At 64.8% G+C, this 22,046-nt stretch carries 18 protein-coding genes; 7 read left to right on the forward strand and 11 right to left on the reverse strand.

Annotation, left to right across the window (positions count from 1 at the left end; genetic code table 11):
- Positions 1–16 precede the first annotated feature (16 nt).
- The 3 genes from ampE to IEW63_RS08065 form a co-directional block, all read right to left on the reverse strand.
- Entirely contained in the window at positions 17–826 is an 810-nt protein-coding gene (gene ampE, locus IEW63_RS08055) for a regulatory signaling modulator protein AmpE (protein WP_188636114.1), read from the reverse strand.
- On the reverse strand, positions 823–1,401 hold the full coding sequence (gene ampD, locus IEW63_RS08060; protein WP_188636115.1) for a 1,6-anhydro-N-acetylmuramyl-L-alanine amidase AmpD: 579 nt from the start codon (positions 1,399–1,401) through the stop codon (positions 823–825). Before ampD ends, ampE begins: the two co-directional genes overlap by 4 nt.
- Before the next feature lie 91 nt (positions 1,402–1,492).
- On the reverse strand, positions 1,493–3,814 hold the full coding sequence (locus IEW63_RS08065) for a DUF1631 domain-containing protein (RefSeq protein WP_188636116.1): 2,322 nt from the start codon (positions 3,812–3,814) through the stop codon (positions 1,493–1,495).
- A 236-nt stretch (positions 3,815–4,050) separates the two neighbouring features.
- Between IEW63_RS08065 and nadC the strand changes: the two genes are divergently transcribed.
- Positions 4,051–4,899: a carboxylating nicotinate-nucleotide diphosphorylase gene (gene nadC, locus IEW63_RS08070; RefSeq protein ID WP_188636117.1), complete on the forward strand. Its 849-nt coding sequence runs from the start codon at positions 4,051–4,053 to the stop codon at positions 4,897–4,899.
- Between the two features lie 8 nt (positions 4,900–4,907).
- Here the strand turns inward: nadC and IEW63_RS08075 are convergent, their stop codons facing one another.
- Together IEW63_RS08075 and tesB are read right to left on the reverse strand one after the other, a co-directional pair.
- Complete coding sequence (locus tag IEW63_RS08075) at positions 4,908–5,489, reverse strand: HAD family hydrolase (RefSeq protein ID WP_188636118.1); 582 nt, start codon at positions 5,487–5,489, stop codon at positions 4,908–4,910.
- 1 nt (position 5,490) lies between these two features.
- Positions 5,491–6,360, reverse strand: a complete 870-nt coding sequence (tesB, locus tag IEW63_RS08080; protein ID WP_188636119.1) for an acyl-CoA thioesterase II — start codon at positions 6,358–6,360, stop codon at positions 5,491–5,493.
- 179 nt (positions 6,361–6,539) lie between these two features.
- Here tesB and IEW63_RS08085 point away from each other — a divergent pair, with 179 nt between their 5' ends.
- Positions 6,540–7,790, forward strand: coding sequence for a TIGR03862 family flavoprotein (locus IEW63_RS08085; protein ID WP_188636120.1), 1,251 nt, complete (start codon positions 6,540–6,542; stop codon positions 7,788–7,790).
- A gap of 10 nt (positions 7,791–7,800) precedes the next feature.
- Here IEW63_RS08085 and IEW63_RS08090 read toward each other — a convergent pair whose 3' ends face one another.
- The 4 genes from IEW63_RS08090 to rluD all read right to left on the reverse strand — a co-directional run bounded on the left by IEW63_RS08090 (position 7,801) and on the right by rluD (position 13,125).
- Positions 7,801–8,412 (reverse strand): REP-associated tyrosine transposase, encoded by a 612-nt coding sequence (locus IEW63_RS08090; protein ID WP_188636121.1) that lies wholly within the window; start codon positions 8,410–8,412, stop codon positions 7,801–7,803.
- Between the two features lie 363 nt (positions 8,413–8,775).
- Complete coding sequence (gene clpB / locus IEW63_RS08095; RefSeq protein ID WP_188636122.1) at positions 8,776–11,346, reverse strand: ATP-dependent chaperone ClpB; 2,571 nt, start codon at positions 11,344–11,346, stop codon at positions 8,776–8,778.
- An 85-nt stretch (positions 11,347–11,431) separates the two neighbouring features.
- Positions 11,432–12,169, reverse strand: coding sequence for a peptidoglycan editing factor PgeF (gene pgeF / locus IEW63_RS08100; protein ID WP_188636123.1), 738 nt, complete (start codon positions 12,167–12,169; stop codon positions 11,432–11,434).
- Positions 12,166–13,125 (reverse strand): 23S rRNA pseudouridine(1911/1915/1917) synthase RluD, encoded by a 960-nt coding sequence (gene rluD, locus IEW63_RS08105; protein ID WP_188636124.1) that lies wholly within the window; start codon positions 13,123–13,125, stop codon positions 12,166–12,168. The genes pgeF and rluD overlap by 4 nt, the downstream gene beginning before the upstream one ends.
- 183 nt (positions 13,126–13,308) lie before the next feature.
- Here rluD and IEW63_RS08110 point away from each other — a divergent pair, with 183 nt between their 5' ends.
- Positions 13,309–14,310, forward strand: a complete 1,002-nt coding sequence (locus IEW63_RS08110; RefSeq protein WP_188636125.1) for an outer membrane protein assembly factor BamD — start codon at positions 13,309–13,311, stop codon at positions 14,308–14,310.
- A 208-nt stretch (positions 14,311–14,518) separates the two neighbouring features.
- Here the strand turns inward: IEW63_RS08110 and IEW63_RS08115 are convergent, their stop codons facing one another.
- Complete coding sequence (locus IEW63_RS08115) at positions 14,519–16,147, reverse strand: NAD+ synthase (RefSeq protein ID WP_188636126.1); 1,629 nt, start codon at positions 16,145–16,147, stop codon at positions 14,519–14,521.
- 135 nt (positions 16,148–16,282) lie between these two features.
- Here IEW63_RS08115 and IEW63_RS08120 point away from each other — a divergent pair, with 135 nt between their 5' ends.
- From IEW63_RS08120 to mqo, 4 genes are all read left to right on the forward strand, one after another.
- A complete protein-coding gene (locus IEW63_RS08120; protein WP_188636127.1) occupies positions 16,283–16,516 on the forward strand; it encodes a PP0621 family protein in 234 nt (77 codons plus the stop codon).
- A complete protein-coding gene (locus IEW63_RS08125) occupies positions 16,497–18,089 on the forward strand; it encodes a sensor histidine kinase (protein WP_188636128.1) in 1,593 nt (530 codons plus the stop codon). Before IEW63_RS08120 ends, IEW63_RS08125 begins: the two co-directional genes overlap by 20 nt.
- A 34-nt stretch (positions 18,090–18,123) precedes the next feature.
- Entirely contained in the window at positions 18,124–19,464 is a 1,341-nt protein-coding gene (locus IEW63_RS08130) for a sigma-54-dependent transcriptional regulator (RefSeq protein WP_188636129.1), read from the forward strand.
- A gap of 247 nt (positions 19,465–19,711) precedes the next feature.
- The gene (mqo, locus tag IEW63_RS08135; protein ID WP_188636360.1) at positions 19,712–21,199 is read left to right on the forward strand and encodes a malate dehydrogenase (quinone); all 1,488 of its coding nucleotides are present in this window, start codon (positions 19,712–19,714) and stop codon (positions 21,197–21,199) included.
- Positions 21,200–21,233: 34 nt separating this feature from the next.
- On the opposite strand, the gene IEW63_RS08140 is transcribed toward mqo, so the two are convergent.
- Positions 21,234–21,983 carry a substrate-binding periplasmic protein gene (locus IEW63_RS08140; RefSeq protein ID WP_188636130.1) on the reverse strand — a complete coding sequence of 250 codons (750 nt, stop codon included), beginning with the start codon at positions 21,981–21,983 and terminating at the stop codon, positions 21,234–21,236.
- Positions 21,984–22,046: the final 63 nt, after the last annotated feature.

A 22,046-nucleotide genomic window follows, 5' to 3' on the forward strand; every position in this document is an offset into this window, starting at 1 on the left:
CCCGGGGGTCGGATCTTTAACCCAGCAGAGAAAGAAAGGCGATGATCACCGCCCAGGCCAGCAGGGCACGGATCATCAGCTGACGGGTTTCCTCCAGCAGGGCGATGCCCGCCTCTGCTGCCGGAGGGGTCAGCGCAGCCGCAGCGCAGCGGCTCACCAGCTCCCCGCCGGAAATCTCCCAAACCGCCGCCTGACCGCGCAAGGCGCGCAGCGTGTGATCGTACTGCCCGACCAGCGCCAGACTCAGCGCCAGCAGCCGTGCGGGTATCCATTCCAGCGCATGCACCAGAATACCCGCCGGTGGCGAGGCGGAATGCTCCCATTGCTGTCGAGTCAACTCCAGCAACCGATAGGCCAGCGCACCCAGCGGGCCCAGCAGCAGATACCAGAAGGCCGGCGCGAAATAGTCCTGCAGACTCGCAGCGGCCATGCGCTGACTGACTCGCCGCAGCAGCCCGGCACCGTCCTCATCCACCACGCCCAGCTGCTGCTCGGCCACCAGCGCGGCCGCTGCCTGATCATCCCGTTGCCAGGCGGCGGCGAACCCGGCGGTCATGCTGCGCAGCGGATCCTGCCGACCCACGCAGCACAGCAGCAGCGCCACGTGCAACAGCAAGGTGAAGAAGCCGTAGGCCAGACCCCGTGCCAGCCACAGCAGCAGAGCCGCCGGCAACAGCAGCGACAGCACCGCCAGCACCGAGCGCCAGCCGCGCCCCAGGTTCACGGCCCGGCTGACCCAGCTTGCCAGCAGATCCCGGGGATACCCCCGGCGCCAGGGTGACCACAGCAGGATCAGCCCCACCAGCAACAGAACCAGAAAATTCATCGGTACCTTCCATTCGTCGGTGCATTGCCCGCCAGCCGGCCGAGATAGCCCGACCAGTCAAAGCAGGGGCCGGGGTCGGTCTTGCGACCCGGCGCGATGTGTTCGTGCCCGGTAATACGTTCGTCGGTAATCAACGGGTAGGCGTGCTGCAGCGCCCGGGTGAGCGCGACGAGGCTGTCATATTGCGCCTCGGTGAAAGGCTGGTCGTCGGTACCCTCAAGCTCGATGCCGATGGAGAAATCGTTGCAGTTGTCACGCCCCTGGAACAGTGACTGGCCCGCATGCCAGGCCCGCTGCAGGCAGGAAACGAACTGGGTGACGCGCCCGCAGCGCTCGATCAGGAAGTGCGCCGAGACGCGCACACCGGTGAGGTGCTCGAAATAGGGATGGGCGGAGTGATCAAGGCTGCCGGTGAAGAACTGCCGGACGCAGCCGGTGGCAAACTGGCCGGGGGGCAGACTGATGTTGTGAATGACCAGCAGGGAAATATCGCCCCCCTCCGGCCGCGCATTGAAATGCGCCGATGGACAATGCTCCACCCCGTCAAGCCAGCCGCTGGCCGTGTCAACCCGCATGGACATCCCTACCCCGACAGCAAAAGCACTATCCTAGGGCGGTCGGGACACCTGCTGCAAGTCGAACCGGATAACCAGCCGTCCGGCAGGCTTACGGGCGGGTGTCGCGCAGCTGGCGCAGGTTGCCGATCACCGACTCCAGCGCACGGTCGAACAGCTGGTCGTTGGCCAACAGGCGGATGCGACCTTCCTCGTACTGGCGGCACAGCTCCAGATGGTTGAACTCGGCGACCTTCATGCCGGTACGATTGACGAAGATGTACTTGCCGCTGAAGCTGATGATCGCGGCCAGCTTGCAGCGCTGGGCAGCGCCCTCTCCGACCGCGATCTCGAACCAGCTGCCGGCGTGCAGGCTGTCCACCCAGGCCGCCGCGTCGACACCGGGCAGATCTTCGATGGTCTCGACCTGCTCGGCCTCGGCCACATCGTCCAGCACCGGCTCCTCGACCAGCACCATGTCCATCAGCACCGGTATTTCGTCACCGGCGGGCAGCGCCTGCTCCGGCGCGTACGGCGCCGCAGGCTCGGCGACCAGCATTTCACTGTCCGGCGTCGGAGCAACGACCGGCTGCGGTACTGCCGGCTCGGCAGGGACCTCCGGCGCGGGCACAGCGGCCAGGGCTGCGGCCTGCAGGCCCTGCAAGCGCCGCAGCTGGGGAGATGCTTCCGGGTGCTCCTCACCGAGCAGGCGCAGCCCGTCCTGCAGGGCCTCGCAGACGGCAGCGTTGAGTACGCGGCGCTGGTCCAGCGCGGTCGGCTCGGGCACTTCCACCGATTCCACGATCTGTCCGGCCACCGCCACCGCCCGCTGCCAGGCCGCGGAATGCTCACCGTCCCGCAGGAAGGCCAGCTGCAGCACCTGGCTCCACAGGTCGCGCAACAGGTCCACGGCGAATACCGGCAGAGTGCGCCCCAGCAGCAGACCGTTGATCACCCTGGCCGATCTGCTGCGGGCAGCCTCGACCCGGGCGCGCCCTTCCTCGGCATCCCGGGTGCGCTGCTCCAGACGCTCGGCGCGGCGCTGCTCGAGCCGGACGAAGCCGGCCAGCTCGTCGTGCATCTGCTCGAAGAAGGCAGCATCGACATGCTGCTCGGCAAGCATGCGATCCACCATGCGCTCCAGCAGCGCGTGGAGCTGATCGCGCTGCAGGTCGTCGTGATCACTCCAGCCCATGGTCGCCCGGGCCAGCTCATTGAGCAGGCGCCGCGCCGGGTGGGAGGAGCGGTTGAAGAGACTCTTGTCGGCGATGGCCACCCGCAGAATCGGCAGCTGCATGCGGCCGATCAGCGCCTTGAGCGCGGACGGCAGCTCGCTGTCCCCCAGCACCACGTCGAACAGCATGGACACCAGGTTGATGACGTCATCATCGACCCGATCAAGCTTGCGTACCTCGCCGGTCTGACGCTGCTGCTCCTGCAGCTGCCGGCTGATATGCCCGCGCAGGTCCGCCAGCGAGGCACCCTGTGCCGCCTGGCTGCTGAAATGATTGAGCATGCCGAGCAGCTCGTCGCTGCGTACCGGGGCGGCTGTCGGCGCGCCCAGCGCACTGAGGGCAATGTCGCCACTGGTATGGCGCCAGCTGCTGATCAGCTCACTGAACAGCGACAGCACCTGCTGATCGGCCTGACCACCAGCCGGGGACGATGGCATGGCACTGCCGGGCGCCGATGGCCGCTCCGCAGCACTGCGCTGACGCTGGGGCATGACGCCCTGCTTGAGGTCGGGCAGCACGCCGGCATTGGCCAGCAGCTCGTTGACGTCGGCATACAGCGAGTCGATGGAGTTGAACACGTGCCGCTCGAACATCTTGAGAATGATCAGCCGCACCTTGATGTCGAGGTTCAGCGGTGCGTAGCTGTCGGCAAACATCTGCACCATATTGGCCGCAGCCAGGGGGTTGGCCGCATCGGTAACGGTGCCACTGACCAGATTGTTGAGCCGCAGGGTCAGGTGCATCAGCGGAATCTGGTTGCGCGAAGTCACCCGCCCGACCATGCTGTCCAGCGCCACGGTCTGCTCGAGCTCGTCCGGCTGCACCAGGCTCAGGGAGTCGAGATCGAAGGGGGTAGACGCCGAGGCGGCCGGCGCCTGGCGGCCGAACTGGAGATCGCTGAACTGACGGTCGAGGCTGTCACAGCAGCTCTTCTCGAGGGCGTGGCGCTGCAGCCGCAGCTGACGCATCGCATCGAAGAACATGCTCTGCTCGGCATTGTTGCCGGCGCGGTCGGCCTTCTCGAACAGGGTGTCGTCGGCGTTATCGAACAGCTCGCCCAGACCGACCCGCAGGAAGGTGAGCGCGCGGTCGCGGACCGCCGCCAGAGGCGCGTTAAGGGAGCCACGAACCTCCGGACCGGTTCGCCGTCCGGCGTTGCCGACCGCAGCAAGGGAAACCACGTTGTGATCCTTGGCCATTGCCGTCTCCTCAGCAATCCATAGCGTCACAGGAGAGTGTCGCATCCATGTGACGATTTTATGGCGTCAAAAATATAGTGGAAGTATACATGCTTTCAAGGATTCGACAGCAGCGATGGTTTTTTATTTGCACTGGCTCACACTTCGCCTGAATGGGTGGGCGCATCGCCACCCTCGTGGCGCGCGGTGCTTCGAGTATACTGGCGCCCTGCCAATGACCGTAACGGAGCCACCCCATGCCGAATATCACCCTCGAACATCTTCAGTCCTCCATCGAACAGGAGGTGCGCAGGGCGCTGGCAGAGGATATCGGCAGTGGCGACATCACCGCGGCGCTGATCCCCGCCGACCGCCAGGCCCGGGCCACCATCATCTCCCGCGAGCCGGCCGTGCTGTGCGGCACCGCCTGGGCGGATGAAGTGTTCCGTCAGGTCGACCCGGCGATCAAGGTAACCTGGCTGGCCGCCGATGGCGACCCGCTGCAGCCCGACCAGCCCTTCTGCGAACTTGCCGGCCCGGCGCGGGGGCTGCTCAGCGGCGAGCGCTGTGCATTGAACTTCATCCAGACGCTGTCTGCCACCGCGACCCGCAGCCGACACTTTGCCGATCTGGTCGAAGGTACCTCGGTAAAACTGCTGGATACCCGCAAGACCCTGCCCGGCCTGCGGCTGGCCCAGAAGTATGCCGTCACCTGCGGCGGTTGTCACAATCACCGCATCGGCCTGTTCGACGCCTTCCTGATCAAGGAAAACCACATCGCCGCCTGCGGCGGCATCCAGGCCGCAGTGGATCAGGCTCGCGCCCTGGCGCCGGGCAAACCGGTGGAGGTGGAAGTGGAGAACCTGCAGGAGCTGCGTCAGGCCCTGGAAGCAGGCGCCGACATCATCATGCTCGACGAGCTCAGCCATGCGGACATGCGCACCGCCGTCGAGATCGCCGCCGGCCGGGCGAAGCTTGAAGCCTCCGGCGGCATCACCGAAGCGACCCTGCGAAGCGTTGCCGAAACCGGCGTGGATTACATCTCGATCGGCAGCCTGACCAAAGACATCAAGGCAGTGGACCTGTCCATGCGGCTGATCATGTAAGGCACCCCTCAGCCGGGCAGCCTCGCCAGCAGTGCGTGGCAGTCCGGCACATGAACATCCGTCAGCGCCGGCCAGGGGTTGTCCTCCAGTACCAGACAGGTATGACAGCCCGCGGCCCTGCCCGCCTCCAGATCGAAGCGGAAATCACCGACCATCACCGCCTCCGACGGGGCGACCTTCCACTCGTTCAGCAATTGATGGATGCCGTCCGGGGCCGGTTTGGGTGGCGCGTCGTTGCGGCCGAGAATGGCTTGCGGATCGAAGCAGTCGAGCACCCCGATCCGCTCCAGCGAGGCCATGGCCACCGAGTGCAGATTGCGCGTGAGGATGCCCAGCCGCACGTTGCGCCGATGCAGCTCGCGGATCAGCTCCGCCGCCCCCGGCGCCGGCTCGACCTCACGGGCCAGGCGCAGCTCGATATCATCCAGCTGGCGATTCAGGCGCTCCCGCTCGGCAATCGGCAGCCGGCCGAGGTATTCCAGAATATCCTCGTCCAGAGGCACACCCAGCTCCCGACGGATGGCCGGAAAATCATGCTGGGCGACGGTCAGGGTTCCGTCCAGATCGAAGATCCACCCCTGCATCTGCATGTCAGATACCGTCCCTGCGTTCCCGCATCAGTGACTCCTGCGCCACCGAGGCCACCAGCTCGCCAGCGCGGTTGTATACCAGCCCGCGGGAGAAGCCCCGGGCGCCGCTGGCAGATGGGCTGTCCATCGCATACAGCAGCCAGTCATCCATGCGCAGCGGACGATGGAACCAGACCGCATGGTCGATGCTCGCCACCTGCCAGCGCGGCGACCAGGTGGAAATGGCATGGGGCAGCGCCGCGGTACTCAGCAGGTTGAAGTCGGAGGCGTAGGCGAACAGGTACCGGTGCAGATGATCGTCATCCGGCAGCGCACCATCGGCGCGGAACCAGATGTACTGCTTCGGCTCGGCGGCGCGCGGGTGGAACGGGTTGTAGCCATTGACCCGGCGGATCTCGATGGGCTTGGGGCACAGCACGCTGTCGCGCACTGCCTCGGGCAGCATGTGCTGATTCTCCAGCGCCACCTCCAGCTCGCTCTTGAGCCCCTCGGGGCCGGGAACCTGCGGCATATCGCTCTGGTGCGAGGCGCCCGGCTCGTCGCCATGGAAGGACGCCATCAGCGTGAAGATCGCCCGGCCCTTCTGGATGGCGCTGACCGTGCGGGTGGTGAAACTGCCGCCGTCGCGGGGGGACTCAACCTGATAGATGATCGGCAGCTGCGCGTCCCCCGGGCGCAGGAAGTAACCATGCACGGAATGCACGCGGCGCTCGGGTGCGACGGTCTGGCTGGCGGCGGATAACGCCTGGCCCAGCACCTGGCCACCGAACAGCTGGCGGAAACCCAGATCCTCGCTGCACCCGCGGAACAGGTTTTCCTCGATCTTCTCCAGCGCCAGCAGGCTGACCAGATTATCCAGCTTTTCGCTCATAGCGACTCCTCGACAAGTCTCCAACCACAGGATTGGAGCATACAACGTCGGTAACGCGACAGAGTGTCGCGGCCAAAAGGAGCTGGATTCTAAACCCACCGGGGCATTTCTTGTAGTGTCGACTTGTTAACCGGCGTTTGCGGTACACTGCGCGCGCCACGCTGCCCGGAGCCCCCTGCATGCCGACCCCACCCTCCCCCCAGAAGCCCCTGATTGCCGTTGTAGGCGGCGGCCCCGCCGGCCTGATGGCCGCCGAGACCCTGGCACTGGCCGGGCGGCGCGTCGCACTGTTCGATGCCATGCCATCGGTCGGCCGCAAGTTCCTGCTGGCCGGGGTCGGCGGCATGAACATCACCCATTCGGAAGGCGCCGAGGCCTTTCTCGGGCGCTACCGGGAGGCGGCGCCCTGGGTCGGGCAATGGCTGCAGCGGATGGACGGCCCGGCCCTGCGCGAATGGATCCATGAGCTGGGCATCGACACCTTTGTCGGCACTTCCGGTCGGGTATTTCCCACCGACATGAAGGCTGCCCCGCTGCTGCGCGCCTGGCTCAGACGGTTGCGCGACGCCGGCGTCGAACTGCACACGCGGCATCGCTGGCTGGGCTGGGATGACCGGGGCCGGCTCGAGCTCGCCAGCCCCACGGGTACGCTCCACCTGCAGGCGGCCGCCACGGTGCTGGCGCTGGGCGGTGGCAGCTGGTCGCGCCTGGGTTCGGACGGCAGCTGGGTGGATATCCTGCGCCGACAGGGCGTTACGGTCAGCGAACTGTTGCCGGCCAACTGTGGCTTCCTCGTGTCCTGGAGCGAGCATCTGCGCCAGCGCTTCGCCGGCGCGCCGCTCAAACCGGTCACTGCCACGGTGACGACCACCCGGGGCGAGTGCCTGCAGCGACGCGGCGAAGCCATCCTCAGCGAGGACGGCCTGGAAGGCAGCCTGATCTACGCCCTCGCAGCGCCGCTGCGGGAGCTGATTGCCCGTGACGGTCAGGCGCAGCTGCAACTGGATCTGGCGCCGGATCGCAGCCAGGAGCAGCTGGCCATGCTGCTGGCTCAGCCCCGCAAGGGCCAGTCGCTGTCCAGCATCCTGCGCAAGCGCGCCGGTCTCGATCCGCTGAAGGTCGCCCTGCTGCATGAGCGTCTGGACAAGGCACAGATGCTCGACCCGGCCCGGCTTACCGGCGGCATCAAGCAACTGAGGGTGCCGCTGGAAGGCACCCGCCCGCTGGATGAGGCCATCAGCAGCGCCGGCGGCATCGACCGGCAGGCGCTGGATGACAATCTCATGCTGCGGAGCCTGCCCGGCGTGTTCTGCGCGGGGGAAATGCTCAACTGGGAAGCGCCGACCGGCGGCTACCTGCTGACCGCCTGTTTTGCCAGCGGACGGGTGGCTGGAGAGGGTGTTCTCAGGTGGCTGAAATCGTGTCCCTGAGTCGAGCTGCTCAGGTTACTGCGTTCTCGCGACAGGCACTCGACCATGGCCACTGCCCGGCTGAGGCGCACAGGCCCGCCTTGACCGGGTTCTGGTGTATGTAGTCCAGCGCGGATGCCAGATGGTCCTCGTTACGGATGTATCTGTCCCAGTAGCCACGCATCCAGAACCCGCCCACCGGCAGCGCCAGCTCCAGCCGTGCTGCATTCAGCAGCGCCCAGCGCGCCGACCAGCTTTTCCAGCCCTGGACGATGCGCGGCAGTGACCAGCTCGGCCTGATCAGAATGTGAACGTGGTTGGGCATGATGACCCAGCTCAGCAGTTCGTAACGCCGGCCCGCGTGGTGCTGGAACGCGCTCTGCAGTGTAGCGGCCATTTCGGGATGGAACAGCACGCAACTGCCGTATCCCTGATCAAGATACTTCTCCATCTGCACACGCAGAGCGTCAGACCGCAGGCCCTCGGGCAACCGGTCGACCTCCTTCCTCATCTCCCGCAGGATGTGGGAAGGCAGACTGTCAGCCAGCCTGAAGGTGATGAACTGGATGGTGCCGGGGGCATCGAAGTGGGGGAGCTTGCCGGAGGTGTACCAGCCACGAAAGTCGCCGGAATGAGGATTCATGGGAGAGATATCCGTACCGTTCAGTGCCGCGAATCCTAGCAACGGCGCCGGGTTATGACAGGGACTGCATCACAGAAAGAGACCGTACCCGGCGCAGAACTGGGACGCTCATCCCAAACCCGGGTGGCCGAGGTGGAACTCGGCCCTCCATGGCACCTGCGAGGGGTGGGAGTGTCGAGTTCCATCTCGACACCGGCGGGCTCGTCCGACCTCCGCTGGCCGAGGTGGAACTCGGCCCTCCATGGCATCTGCGAGGGGTGGGAGTGTCGAGTTCCATCTCGACATCAGCGGGCTTGCCTTGACCGCCGCTGGCCGAGGTGGAACTCGGCCTTCCATGGCACTTGCGAGGGTTGGGAGTGTCGATCAGAGGGCGCTGAAGCTCAGCTCCTCCCCTTCCACCTTCGCCTGGATGACTGCGCCGGGCGCGAAGTCGCCGGCCAGTATCCGCTGGGCCAGCGGGTTTTCTATCCAGCGCTGGATGGCGCGCTTGAGCGGCCGGGCGCCGTATACCGGGTCGTAACCTACGGCGATGAGCTTGTCGACGGCCTCGTCGCTCAGCTGCAGGTCCAGGTCCCGTTCGGCCAGGCGCTGGCGCAGGCGCTGCATCTGGATATCGGCGATGCCGGCAATCTGATCCTTGCCCAGCGGCTCGAACACCACCACTTCGTCCACCCGGTTGATGAACTCGGGGCGGAAGTGCTGGCTCAGGGCGTCCATCACCGCGGCGCGCTGGGCCTCCGGATCTCCCACCAGCTCCTGGATCTGTGCCGAGCCCAGGTTCGAGGTCATCACGATCACCGTGTTGCGGAAGTCCACCGTACGGCCCTGGCTGTCGGTCAGGCGACCGTCCTCCAGCACCTGCAACAGGATGTTGAACACGTCCGGGTGCGCCTTCTCCACCTCGTCCATCAGAATCACCGAGTACGGCTTGCGGCGCACCGCCTCGGTCAGGTAACCGCCCTCTTCATAGCCGACATAGCCGGGCGGCGCCCCGATCAGCCGCGCCACGGAGTGCTTCTCCATGAACTCGGACATGTCGATGCGCACCATCGCATCCTCGGTGTCGAACAGAAACTCCGCCAGCGCCTTGCACAGCTCGGTCTTGCCCACCCCGGTCGGCCCGAGGAACATGAACGAGCCGCTGGGCCGGTTCGGGTCCGCCAGTCCGGCACGGGAGCGGCGCACGGCGTTGGATACCGCCACCACCGCTTCATGCTGGCCGATCACCCGCTTGTGCAGCGCCTCTTCCATGCGCAGCAGCTTGTCCCGCTCGCCCTCAAGCATCTTGGCTACCGGAATGCCGGTCCACTTGGATACGACCTCGGCGATCTCCTCATCGGTCACCCGGGTCCGCAGCAGCTGATTCTCGACCTTCTTGTGCTGGTCGACCATCTGCAGACTGCGCTCCAGATCCGGAATGATCCCGTACTGCAGTTCAGCCATGCGCGCCAGGTCACCCTTGCGCCGCGCCGATTCCAGCTCCGCCTTGGCCTGTTCGATCTTCTCCTGCAGCTGCCCGGTGCCCTGCACTTCGGCCTTCTCGGCCTTCCAGATCTCCTCCAGATCGGAATATTCCTTCTCGATCCGGGCAATGTCTTCCTTGAGCTTTTCCAGCCGCTTGAGCGCCGCCTCGTCCTCTTCCTTCTTCAGGGCCTCCTGCTCCACCTTGAGCTGGATCAGCCGGCGATCCAGGCGGTCCAGCTCCTCCGGCTTGGAGTCGATCTCCATACGGATACGGCTGGCGGCCTCGTCAATCAGGTCAATGGCCTTGTCCGGCAGCTGACGGTCGGTGATGTAACGGTGCGACAACTTGGCCGCAGCGATGATGGCGCCGTCGGTGATCGCCACCTTGTGGTGCACTTCATAGCGCTCCTTCAGCCCACGGAGAATGGCGATGGTGTCCTCCTCGCTGGGCTCGTCCACCTGAACCTTCTGGAAGCGGCGCTCCAGCGCGGCGTCCTTCTCGATGTACTGACGGTATTCATCCAGGGTAGTGGCACCCACGCAATGCAGTTCGCCACGGGCCAGTGCCGGCTTGAGCATGTTTCCGGCGTCCATCGAGCCCTCGGCCTTCCCCGCGCCGACCATGGTGTGCAGCTCGTCGATGAACAGAATGACCTGGCCTTCCTGCTTCCCGAGCTCATTGAGCACCGCCTTCAGGCGCTCCTCGAACTCGCCGCGGAACTTGGCACCGGCGATCAGCGAGCCCATGTCCAGCGACAGCAGACGCTTGCCCTTGAGGCCATCGGGCACCTCGCCATTGATGATGCGCTGGGCCAGCCCCTCGACAATGGCGGTCTTGCCCACGCCGGGCTCACCGATCAGCACCGGGTTGTTCTTGGTGCGACGCTGCAGTACCTGCACCGTGCGACGGATCTCGTCGTCGCGACCGATCACCGGGTCGAGCTTGCCCTCTTCGGCCTTTCTGGTCAGGTCTACGGTGTACTTGTCCAGCGCCTGGCGGGACTCCTCGGCATTGGCATCCATCACGGCCTCTCCTCCACGCAGGTTGTCGATAGCGGTTTCCAGGGCCTGGCGGGAGACGCCCTGCCCCAGCAGGATCTTGCCCAGCCGGGTGCTGTCGTCCATCGCCGCCAGCAGCACCAGTTCACTGGAAATGAACTGGTCGCCGCGCTTCTGCGCCAGCGCATCCGCCTTGTTGAGCAGGCGCGCAAGATCCTGGGACAGGTTCACATCCCCGGTGGGGTTGCTGATGGTAGGCAGCTGGTCCAGTGCGGTACTCAGCTGCTGGCGCAGGGTGTTGGTGTCAAAGCCGACCTGCATGAGCAGCGGCCGGACCGAGCCCTGTTGCTGCTCGATCAGAGCCAGCATCAGGTGCAAGGGGTCGATCTGGTTGTGATCCCGTCCCACAGCCATTGACTGGGCATCTGACAGGGCCACTTGCAGAGCGCTTGTGAGGCGATCGATACGCATGGGATTTCATCCTTCAAGATTCATTCAGATGAAGGATAGATGAGGTTTATTTCCGCGCTTTCAAGGGGTCAGATACTGATCTGCGTCAATTTTCTGTCGCCTGATCAAGCCAGATCAGCGAAGCAAAGCGTCCGGTCTGGCCGTCGCGACGGTAGGAGTAGAAGCGCACCGAGTCGTTGACCGTGCACAGGCCGCCGCCGTACACCGCCTCCACGCCCATGGCCGCCAGTCGCAGCCGGGCTAGCTGGTAGATGTCCGCCAGGTAATGTCCCGGCCGCGGCGACGGCTTGAAGCAATCGGCCGAAGCCGCACTGCCGAAGATATCCCTGACCTCCGGCCCGACCTCGAAGGCCTCGGGCCCGATGGCCGGACCGAGCCATACCAGCAGGTCGTCGGGTTCCACCCCCAGCGCCGCAACGGTATTTTCGAGAATCCCCCCGGCAAGCCCGCGCCAGCCGGCGTGCGCCGCGGCCACCCGGGTGCCGGCCCGGTTGCAGAACAGCACCGGCAGGCAATCGGCAGTCATCACTGCACAGGCCACACCGGTCTCGCTGGTCCAGACGGCATCCGCCTCTTCCACCAGCCCCGGAGCAGCCTCCACCACGTCGGTGCTGTGAGTCTGCTCCAGCCAGGCCAGCCGGCAGCCGGTCAGCCGCGCCAGCTCGGCCCGGTTGGCCATCACGTGATGGGGGTGGTCACCCACATGGGTACCGAGATTGAATCCCTTGAAACGGCCCTGACTGCAACCATCCTGGCGGGTGGTGACGCAGGTCTTTACCCGGTCAGGCGCAGGCCAGTCGGCCGTCAACCAGAAATCCTTCATTCTTCCAGCTCACCATCGGCGCGCAGCAGCGCCAGCAGCTCGACCATATCCTGCGGCAGCGGGGCTTCCCAGCGCATCGGTCGATTATCATCAGGATGCTCCAGTTCCAGACGCCGCGCATGCAGCGCCTGACGGGGAAACTCGCGCAGCATCGCCAGCAGCTCGGGGGATGCCCCCGGCGGAATGCGCAGGCGGCCGCCATAGGTCGGATCGCCCACCAGTGGATAGTGGATGTGGCTCATATGCACCCGGATCTGGTGGGTACGGCCGGTTTCCAGCTTCACCTTCACATGGGTATGGGCGCGGAAACGGCTGATCACCCGATAATGACTGACCGCCGGCTTGCCCCCGGCCACCACCGCCATCTTCTGCCGGTTGGTGCCGTGCCGGGCAATGGGCGCATCGACCTTGCCGCCGGCGGTCATCACGCCCACCACCACGCATTCATACTCGCGGCCGACGGTGCGATTCTGCAGCTGGATGACCAGATCGGTCTGCGCTTCCAGGGTCTTGGCTACGACCATCAGTCCGGTCGTGTCCTTGTCCAGCCGGTGCACGATGCCGGCCCGGGGCACGCTGGCCAGCTCGGGCGCATGGTGCAGCAGTGCATTGAGCAGGGTGCCGTCCTGATGCCCCGCCGCCGGGTGTACCACCAGCCCGGCGGGCTTGTTGATCACCAGCAGCGCGTGGTCCTCGTAGACGATATCCAGCTTGATATCCTGCGCCTGCCAGTCGCCCTGGGCTTCCCGTTCGGCGTCCAGCTCCAGAAGCTCGCCGCCGTAGACGATGTCCCGCGGGCGGATCTGTTTTCCGTCAACGGTAAGGCTGCCGTCCTTTATCCAGCCCTGCAGGCGGGAACGTGAATGGCTGGGGAACAACTGGGCTGCAACCTGGTCAAGTCGCTGACCACCGCTCTCGGGCGTGACCTGGGCAGACAGGCGGATTCGTTCTGGCATCAATGGCTCACTGGCAGGCGCCGAGGCGCAGAGATGACACGCAATCCCTTTTGGTTTCGGCTCGACGCTGTGGTTAAATACGGCTTCTCTGGCGGGCGCATGGCGCGTCCGGCAACAGGATCCAACTATAACAGGACGGCTGTCCGGGCAACAGCGGGCGGCCATCCCTCCGGATGTCTACATATGTCGATAAAACATCTACTGCTGGTAAGCGTTCTGGTATTGCTGGCAGCCTGCTCGTCGAACAAGGCCAACGTTCTGGATGAGTCGCTCAGCGAATCGGAGCTGTACGCCCTCGCCCAGCGCAACCTGGATGCCAACAACTACAGCATGGCAATCGACTCCCTCCGGGCCCTGGAATCGCGTTATCCCTTCGGCCGTTTCGCCGAACAGGCGCAGCTGGAGCTGATCTACGCCTACTACCAGAGCATGGACCTGGAGGCCGCCAAATCCTCGGCTGACCGTTTCATCCGCCTGCATCCGCAACATCCGGACGTGGACTACGCCTACTACATGCGCGGCATGACCTCCTTCACCCGCGACCGCGGCCTGTTCGAACGCTTCCTGCCGCTGGACATGACCCGTCGCGACCCAGGCGCGGCCCGCGACTCCTTCAACGAGTTTGCCCAGCTGGTCAGCCGCTACCCGAACAGCCGGTACGCCCCTGATGCCCGTCTGCGCATGGTGTATCTGCGCAACCTGCTGGCGGATTACGACGCCCACGTCGGCCACTACTACCTCAAGCGCGGCGCCTACGTGGCCGCCGCCAACCGCGGTCGCTACATCGTCGAGAACTTCCAGCAGACCCCTGCCGTGGCCGACGGCCTGGCGCTGATGGTGGAGGCCTATCGCCGGCTGGCCATGGACGACCTGGCCGACAACGCCCTGCTGACCCTGCAGACCAACTACCCGGATCACCCAAGCCTGGCAGACGGCGAGTTCCGGCACCATGTGGAGCCTGCCCAGCGGGATGCGGGCTGGCTCGAGTCGATGACCGTCGGCCTGCTGGACAAGGTGCTGACCCCGCCTTCCATGAACCGCGAGACCCAGATGGAGCGGGAAATGGAACAGCAGTACCAGAACGCCGTAGCCGCCCTGCCCCGCGACCTGCGCGCACCTCAGCGTGAAGATGAGAAGCCGAAGCGCTCTATCTGGAGCCGGTTGACGTTCGGGTTGTTTGACTGACAGCTCTTTGCAGAGGGCTTGCCCATCTCCCCCGGCCCTCTCCCGCAAGGGGAGAGAGGTGACTTACTTGCCGGACTCCTGGGATACCCGGCATGTTTTCCGGCAGCAGGATTACCGAACAGTCTCAACCCGCACGGCCCTGCCCCCTCTCCCCTCGCGGGAGAGGGCTGGGGAGAGGGGGCAGGCCCGCGGCTCCGACTCCGACTACCTACTCCACCCCCCACTTCGCCGTGATCGGCATCCGCCGGTCCCTGCCAAACCCCCGCTGCGTCACCCTCGGCCCGATCGGTGCCTGGCGGCGTTTGTATTCGTTGCGATCCACCATCCCCAGCACCCGCGTCACCAGCGCCTCGTCAAAGCCGGCGTCGATGATTTCCCGGGCGGACTGGTCATGCTCGATATACAGCCGCAGCATCTCATCCAGCACCGGATACGGCGGCAGTGAGTCCTCGTCCTTCTGTCCCGGGGCCAGTTCCGCTGACGGCGGGCGGTCGATGACGCGCTGGGGGATGACCGGGCCGAGGGTGTTGCGGTATTCCGCCAGCCGGTAGGCCATGGTCTTGGGCACGTCCTTCAGCACATCGAAGCCGCCGGCCATATCGCCGTACAGGGTCGAATAACCCACCGCCACTTCGCTCTTGTTGCTGGTGGTCAGCACCAGCGCACCGCTCTTGTTCGACAGCGCCATCAGCAGCACCGCGCGGCAGCGGGCCTGGAGGTTCTCTTCGGTGGTGTCCGCTGCGGTGCCCGCGAATACCGGTGCCAGCGTATCCATGAACGCCTGCACCATGGGCGCGATCGGCAGCACCCGGTAGGTGACCCCCTGATTGGTTGCCTGCTCCGCTGCGTCATGGATGCTGATTTCCGAGGTGTAGTGATAGGGCATCATCACCGCCTCGACCCGGTCCGCGCCCAGCGCATCCACCGCCACCGCCATGGTCAGTGATGAATCCAGACCACCGGAGAGCCCCAGCAGCACGCTCTTGAATCCGTTCTTGGTGACGTAGTCGCGTACGCCGACCACCAGCGCCTCGTAAATGCTCGCCTCCAGCTCCGGCAACGGCTCCAGATGCCCCTGTTGCAGCGTCACCGACTGGCCTTCCAGGGTCGCATCCACTACATGCAAGCCTTCAGCAAACGCGGGCGCACGCAGGGCAACGTCACCGTTGGCGGCCATGGCCAGCGAGCCGCCGTCGAACACCAGTTCGTCCTGGCCACCGACCTGGTTGACGTAGAGTATCGGCATGCCGCCTTCGGCGCAGCGCGCGCGCAGGGTATCCTCGCGCTCGATCTGCTTGCCCATATGGAAAGGCGAGGCGTTGATGCACAGCATCAGACGTGCGCCGGCCTCCCGTGCCGTGCGCATCGGCTCCGGATGCCAGATGTCCTCGCAGATGCTCAGCGCTACCGGCACTCCCTTGATGTCCACCACGCAGGGCTCGCTGCCTTCGGCGAAATAGCGCTTCTCGTCGAACACCTTGTAGTTGGGCAGTTTCTGCTTGTCGTAGGTGACGACGATCCGCCCGCCTGCCAGCACGGCGGCGCGGTTGAAGCTGCGCCCGTCCTGCTGCCACGGGTAACCCACCACTACATGAATGTCCGGCACCCGCTCGGCCAGCTCGTTCAGCGCCTGCTCGATGCGCTGCTGCATGTTCGAGCGCAGCAGCAGGTCCTCCGGCGGATAGCCGCACAGGGCCAGCTCGGGGAACAGGATCACATCCGCCTGCTGATCATCCCGCGCGTGGTTGGCGGCATCGATCAGCCGCTGCAGATTGCCCCGGATATCTCCCACCTGCAGGTTGAGCTGGGCTAATACAATTCGCACACTGGCAGTCATCGGCAATCTCCTGTTTCTCGTATGGCATATTGTCGATCAAGCGCCCTGCCGTCGCAACGAAGCGCGATGGCTGTTTGGCACATCGCCGGGGTGGGATACACTACCGGCTCTACAAACCAAGGACACCTCGTATTCATGGGCCTGATCAGACTTCTAATCGTGTTGGCGCTGGTTTACACCGCCTGGGTGCTGTGGCGGCGCTGGCAGGCCGCCCAGACGAGCAGGCGCAACAGCGCTCCCCCACCCCGTGCACCAAGGATGGTTCGCTGTGCCCAGTGCCAGCTGCACCTGCCGGAAAACCTTGCGCTGCGTCAGGACGACAAATGGTACTGCTGCAGCGAGCACCGCGATGTGGAACAACGCCACTGATACTGTTGACTTCCAACGCCCGAAAATATTGCGTATTTACAATATCTACCGGGTGGTACTGGGCTTCTTCCTTACCCTGCTGACCAGCTCGGCCCTGCGCGACGGCCTCATCGACCTGCGCAATCCGGAGCTGTACGAAAGCGTCAGCTGGATCTACCTGATCATCAACGTGGTCATCGCGCTGCTGCTGCACAGGGGCAAGCGGGACGTGCACCTGTTCGTGCTGGCAGCGCTGGATATCTTCCTGCTGGCGGTGCTGTTCTACGCCGCCGGGGGAGCTGCCAGCGGCCTGGGCAACCTGCTGATCATTCCGGTGGCGGCCGGCAATATCCTGCTGCACGGACGCATCGGCCAGCTGCTGGCTGCGCTGGCCAGTCTGGCGCTGATCTATCTGACGTTCTTTCTCAGCCTGTCCAACCCCTCCATCAGCCAGAGCTATCTGCAGGTCGGTGTACTCGGCTGCATCTACTTTGCCGTGGCGCTGTTCGTTCAGCGCCTGAGCCGCAGTCTGCGGCATACCGAGAACCTGGCCCAGCAGCACGCTGCCAGCCTGGCGAGCATGGAAAAGCTCAATCAGCTGATCATCCAGCGCATGCGCACCGGCATCATGGTGGTCGGCGAGGGTCACGAAGTATGGCTGGCCAACGAAGCCGCCGCACAGATGCTCGGCAAACCGGTGATCCGCGGCATGGAGCTGGATCGGCTGGCACCGGAACTGGACCAGCGGCTGCGCCAGTGGCAGATCAATCCGTCGATCCGGGCGCTGCCGTTTCGCAATCACGTCGGCGGCGTCGAGCTGATGGCCAGCTTCAAGCGTCTGCCGGCCGAAGCCAGTGAATCCACGCTCATCTTTCTGGACGACAATACCGTGGTGGCGCAGCAAGCCCAGCAGCTCAAGCTGGCTTCGCTGGGGCGTCTGACCGCCAGCATCGCCCATGAGATCCGCAACCCGCTCAGCGCCATCACCCACGCCGCGCAGCTGCTGGGCGAGTCGGAGCAGTGTCACGAACAGGATCGGCGCCTGACCGACATCATCCAGCAGCACTCGCGACGCATGAACCGGGTCATCGAAACGGTGCTGGAACTGTCCCGCCGGCGCCAGAGCGAACCGCAACTGGTGGACCTGACCATCTGGCTCGCCCAGTTCGTCAGCGACTTCGCGCTGGCCAACCCCGCCACCGATCGCATCGAATGCGAATTCGAGAAGGAAGGCATCCTCACCCGCATCGACCCCAACCAGCTCAACCAGGTGCTCAACAACCTGTGCCAGAACGCCTTCCGCTACAGCGGAGAGCCGGGAACGCCACGCAGTATTCGCATCAGACTTTACGAAAGCGCGGAAACCGAGCTGCCCACGCTGGAAGTGATCGACCACGGCCCGGGCATCGACGAGCGCCACGTAGGCCAGATCTTCGAGCCGTTCTTCACCACCGAGGCATCGGGCACCGGGCTCGGGCTGTATATTTCACGGGAACTCTGCGAGAGCAATCAGGCCAGACTGGAGTACAGGAGAGCGGACCCTCAGGGTAGTTGCATGCGCATAGTCTTCGCCCACCCGAAACGGCTGGTATGATGGTGCTCCTCAGCAAGACCGCATGGAGCACCCGGTGAACAGACCACTGGCACTGATCATTGACGACGAGCCCGACATCCTCGAACTGTTGGACATGACCCTCGGGCGGATGAATATCCAGACCCGCAGCGCCACCACCGTGGCCCAGGCGCTGGAGCTGCTCGCCAGCCAGCACTTCGACCTCTGCCTGACCGATATGCGCCTGCCCGATGGCGAGGGCCTGACCGTGGTCAGGCACATCCAGCAGCACTGCCCGAACACCCCGGTGGCGATGATCACCGCCTACGGCAGCCTGGACACCGCCATCAGCGCGCTGAAATCCGGCGCCTACGACTTCGTCACCAAGCCCGTCGAACTGCAGCGCCTGCGCGAGCTGGTCAACAGCGCCCTGCGCCTGACCCGCCGGCCCGACGCCCCCGGCAATCCGGAGGGGGACGACCCCATCCTCGGTATCTCGCCACCGATCGCCCAGCTGCGCAGGCAGATCGCCAAGCTCGCCCGCAGTGAGGCGCCGCTCTATATAAGTGGCGAGTCCGGCAGTGGCAAGGAGCTGGTCGCCCGGCGCATTCACGAACTGGGACCGCGGGCCGGCTACCCCTTCGTGCCGGTCAACTGCGGAGCCATTCCGTCAGAGCTGATGGAAAGCGAGTTCTTCGGCCACCGCAAGGAGGCCTTTACCGGCGCCGTGGCCGACAAGCCCGGCCTGTTCCAGGCGGCCTGCGGCGGCACTCTGTTCCTCGACGAGGTGGCGGACCTGCCCCTGGCGATGCAGGTGAAGCTGCTGCGGGCGATTCAGGAAAAGGCCGTGCGCCCGGTCGGCACCCAGCAGGAGCAGCCGGTCAACGTGCGGCTGCTCTGCGCCACCCACAAGGACCTGGCGCTGGAAGTGGCCGAGGGCCGCTTTCGCCAGGACCTGTTCTACCGGCTCAACGTGATCGAACTGCGGGTGCCGCCGCTGCGTGAGCGGCGGGAGGACATTCCGCTGATGATCCACCACATTCTCCAGCACCTGGCCGAGCGCGCAGGCCTGCCACCGCCCAGGGTGCACCCGGACTGCACCGAGCTGCTGAGCAACTACCGCTTCCCGGGGAACGTGCGGGAGCTGGAGAATATCCTCGAACGGGCGTTCACCCTGTGCGACAACGACGAGATCACCGTCAATGACATCCAGCTCAGTCCGGCCCCGGTGCCGGGGGACGAAACCGACCTGACGCAGATCGATTCGCTGGAGGATTTCCTCGACGACATCGAGCGCAAGGCCCTCACCCAGGCCCTGGAAGAAACCCGCTGGAACAAGACCGCCGCCGCCCGCCGCCTCGGCCTCACCTTCCGCTCCCTGAGATACCGGCTGAAGAAGCTGGGGCTGGAGGACTGATCAGGAGCGGCCTCGCCGGGCGCGCTTCGCACGCCAATCGCGCCGCGGTCGGCGCTCCCACAGCCGGGGTTCCGTGATGGGTTGCGCTTTTATTGTAGGAGCCCCGACCTCGGGGCGATTGGGACGCGTGAGCGTCCCCTGGTCCCGGCCCCTTTAAACACCCGTTTGAATAGATCCAAACCCAATGACACGCGGCGAAATAAAACGGGTATGATACGCCCAGTTTTTTGCAAGAGGCGACATGTTAATGACAGCAAAAGAAGTAGACGTATTGCTTGTCGGTGGTGGCGTCATGAGCGCCACGCTCGGAATGTTGCTCAAACAGCTCGATCCCAAGATGACCATTACCCTGGTCGAACGTCTGGATCACGTTGCTCACGAGAGCACGGATGGCTGGAACAATGCCGGCACTGGGCACGCCGGTTACTGTGAGCTCAATTACACTCCCGAATCCGATGATGGCAACATCACCATCAGCCGTGCGTTGTCGATCAACGCCAACTTCGAGGTGACCCTGCAATTCTGGTCCTACCTCGTTGAGCAGCAGATCCTGCCCACTCCGAGCAAGTTCATCAACCCGACCGCCCATCAGAGTTTCGTCTGGGGCGAGAAGGACGTTGCCTTCTTGCGCAAGCGCCAGCAATTGCTCAGCGCCCACCACCTGTTCGCGGACATGCAGTACAGCGAGGACCCGCAGCAGCTCGCCGAATGGATGCCGCTGGTCATGCAGCAGCGCGCCACCGACCAGCCCATCGCCGCTACCCGCGTCGAATATGGTTCTGACGTCGACTTCGGCTCGCTGACCCGCAACATGATCCGCCATCTGACCACCCTGGATAATTTCGAGCTGCAGCTCAGCCATTCGGTCAAGGCCCTGCGCAAGAACGGCGATGGCTACTGGCACGTCACGGTCAGGGATGAGCAGAGCGGCGAAGACAAGGTGTTCAAGGCCCGCTTCGTATTCCTCGGCGCCGGCGGCGGAGCCCTGCCCCTGCTGCAGAAATCCCGCATCGAGGAAAGCCAGGGCTACGGCGGCTTCCCCGTCAGCGGCCAGTGGCTGGTGTGCAAGAAGCCGGAAATCGTCGAGCAGCACCACTCCAAGGTCTATGGCAAGGCCGCGGTCGGCGCGCCGCCGATGTCTGTCCCGCACCTGGATACCCGCATCATCAATGGCCAGCCCGCCCTGCTGTTCGGCCCCTTTGCCGGCTTCACCACCAAGTTCCTGAAGAAGGGCTCGGTGCTGGACCTGTTCACCTCGGTCAAGCCGAATAACCTGGCGCCGATGATGGCGGTCGGTCGCGACAATATGGACCTGACCCGTTATCTGATCAGCGAGTCCCTGCAGTCGCACAGCAATCGCGTCGCCTCGCTGCGCAACTTCTTCCCCGATGCCCGGGAGGAGGACTGGACCCTGCAGAACGCCGGCATGCGCGTGCAGATCATCAAGAAGGACGCCAAGGGCCACGGCAAGCTGGAGTTCGGTACCGAGATCGTCGCCGCGAAGGATGGCACTCTGGCCGCCCTGCTGGGCGCCTCGCCGGGTGCTTCCACCGCCGTGCAGGCCATGATCGATGTACTGGAGCGCTGCTTCGGTGATCGCATGTCCTCGCCGGAATGGCAGAAGCGGATGAAGGAACTGGTTCCCTCCTACGGCCAGTCCCTGGTCGAAGATGCAGAGCTGCTGAAACAGGTGCGCGAGCGCACCCTGTCCACGCTGCAACTGCGTCGCAGCTGACCCAGCCGCAGACGGGCGCCCGCCCGTCTGCTCCCTATTCGGCCTGCTGTCGGGTCACATCCAGCTCCACACCCTGCGCCTGCAGGCGATCGAATGCCGCATCCAGATCGGCCCTGAGCTGCTCGGCAAACCCGGATTTGCGGGAAAACACGAAGCGCATCGGCATCTCCACCACCGGCACGCCCGGCAGCGGCTCCATGCCCAGCTCCCGCGCGGCGGAATCCACCTGGGTACGGTAATTGAGCAGATAATCTCCACGCCCGCGCTCGAGCATCTGCAGCGCCCCCTCATGCGAACTGCTGCGGTGCACCGTGAGGTTGCGGGACCGGTCGTTGAGCACCTGCCAGATGTCGGCGGTATAGGTGAAGTTGGTGATGGTGATCACGCTGCAATCCTGCAGGTCATCCGGCCAGCGGGGCGCCGGCGTACCCGGCAGATGATAGAGACTGATACCCACGCGCCCCAGGTCCCGTTCGCTGACCAGTACATGCTGGTCCAGATCCGGTTTGTTCAGCATCCCCGGCCACACATGCACGGTGCCGTTCTCCAGCCCCTGCCAGATGCGCGCCGGGGGCAGCAGGTTCATCTGAACCGGGTAGCCGGCCTCGTTGAACAGCTTGCGCACCAGCTGCACGCCCTTGCCTACCACCTCGCCGGATTCTGCGTCACGTTCGGCATAACCGGTGAAGTCCATGAACGCCACATGCACCGTCGGCTTGCCCGCTGCAGCCGCCACCCCGGGGACCAGCATCAACAATGCCATACACATCGCCGCCATCTTCATACAAGCCTCCTTTGCCCGTTCCAGGCCTGGCAGTATGACAATAAAAAACCCCTTGCCGGAAAC

The organism is Halopseudomonas pertucinogena (genome assembly GCF_014646575.1).
Taxonomy (GTDB): Bacteria; Pseudomonadota; Gammaproteobacteria; order Pseudomonadales; family Pseudomonadaceae; genus Halopseudomonas; species Halopseudomonas pertucinogena.

Excerpts from the sequence above, each read along its gene's own strand:
- IEW63_RS08085 (WP_188636120.1), top strand. The coding sequence starts at position 6,540 with ATGCCGACCCCACCCTCCCCCCAGAAGCCCCTGATTGCCGTTGTAGGC.
- IEW63_RS08125 (WP_188636128.1), top strand. The coding sequence starts at position 16,497 with ATGTGGAACAACGCCACTGATACTGTTGACTTCCAACGCCCGAAAATA.
- clpB (WP_188636122.1), bottom strand. The coding sequence starts at position 11,346 with ATGCGTATCGATCGCCTCACAAGCGCTCTGCAAGTGGCCCTGTCAGAT.
- ampD (WP_188636115.1), bottom strand. The coding sequence starts at position 1,401 with ATGCGGGTTGACACGGCCAGCGGCTGGCTTGACGGGGTGGAGCATTGT.
- ampE (WP_188636114.1), bottom strand. The coding sequence starts at position 826 with ATGAATTTTCTGGTTCTGTTGCTGGTGGGGCTGATCCTGCTGTGGTCA.
- nadC (WP_188636117.1), top strand. The coding sequence starts at position 4,051 with ATGCCGAATATCACCCTCGAACATCTTCAGTCCTCCATCGAACAGGAG.
- IEW63_RS08120 (WP_188636127.1), top strand. The coding sequence starts at position 16,283 with ATGGGCCTGATCAGACTTCTAATCGTGTTGGCGCTGGTTTACACCGCC.
- pgeF (WP_188636123.1), bottom strand. The coding sequence starts at position 12,169 with ATGAAGGATTTCTGGTTGACGGCCGACTGGCCTGCGCCTGACCGGGTA.
- rluD (WP_188636124.1), bottom strand. The coding sequence starts at position 13,125 with ATGCCAGAACGAATCCGCCTGTCTGCCCAGGTCACGCCCGAGAGCGGT.
- IEW63_RS08065 (WP_188636116.1), bottom strand. The coding sequence starts at position 3,814 with ATGGCCAAGGATCACAACGTGGTTTCCCTTGCTGCGGTCGGCAACGCC.
- IEW63_RS08140 (WP_188636130.1), bottom strand. The coding sequence starts at position 21,983 with ATGAAGATGGCGGCGATGTGTATGGCATTGTTGATGCTGGTCCCCGGG.
- IEW63_RS08075 (WP_188636118.1), bottom strand. The coding sequence starts at position 5,489 with ATGCAGATGCAGGGGTGGATCTTCGATCTGGACGGAACCCTGACCGTC.
- IEW63_RS08090 (WP_188636121.1), bottom strand. The coding sequence starts at position 8,412 with ATGAATCCTCATTCCGGCGACTTTCGTGGCTGGTACACCTCCGGCAAG.
- IEW63_RS08110 (WP_188636125.1), top strand. The coding sequence starts at position 13,309 with ATGTCGATAAAACATCTACTGCTGGTAAGCGTTCTGGTATTGCTGGCA.
- tesB (WP_188636119.1), bottom strand. The coding sequence starts at position 6,360 with ATGAGCGAAAAGCTGGATAATCTGGTCAGCCTGCTGGCGCTGGAGAAG.
- mqo (WP_188636360.1), top strand. The coding sequence starts at position 19,712 with ATGACAGCAAAAGAAGTAGACGTATTGCTTGTCGGTGGTGGCGTCATG.
- IEW63_RS08115 (WP_188636126.1), bottom strand. The coding sequence starts at position 16,147 with ATGACTGCCAGTGTGCGAATTGTATTAGCCCAGCTCAACCTGCAGGTG.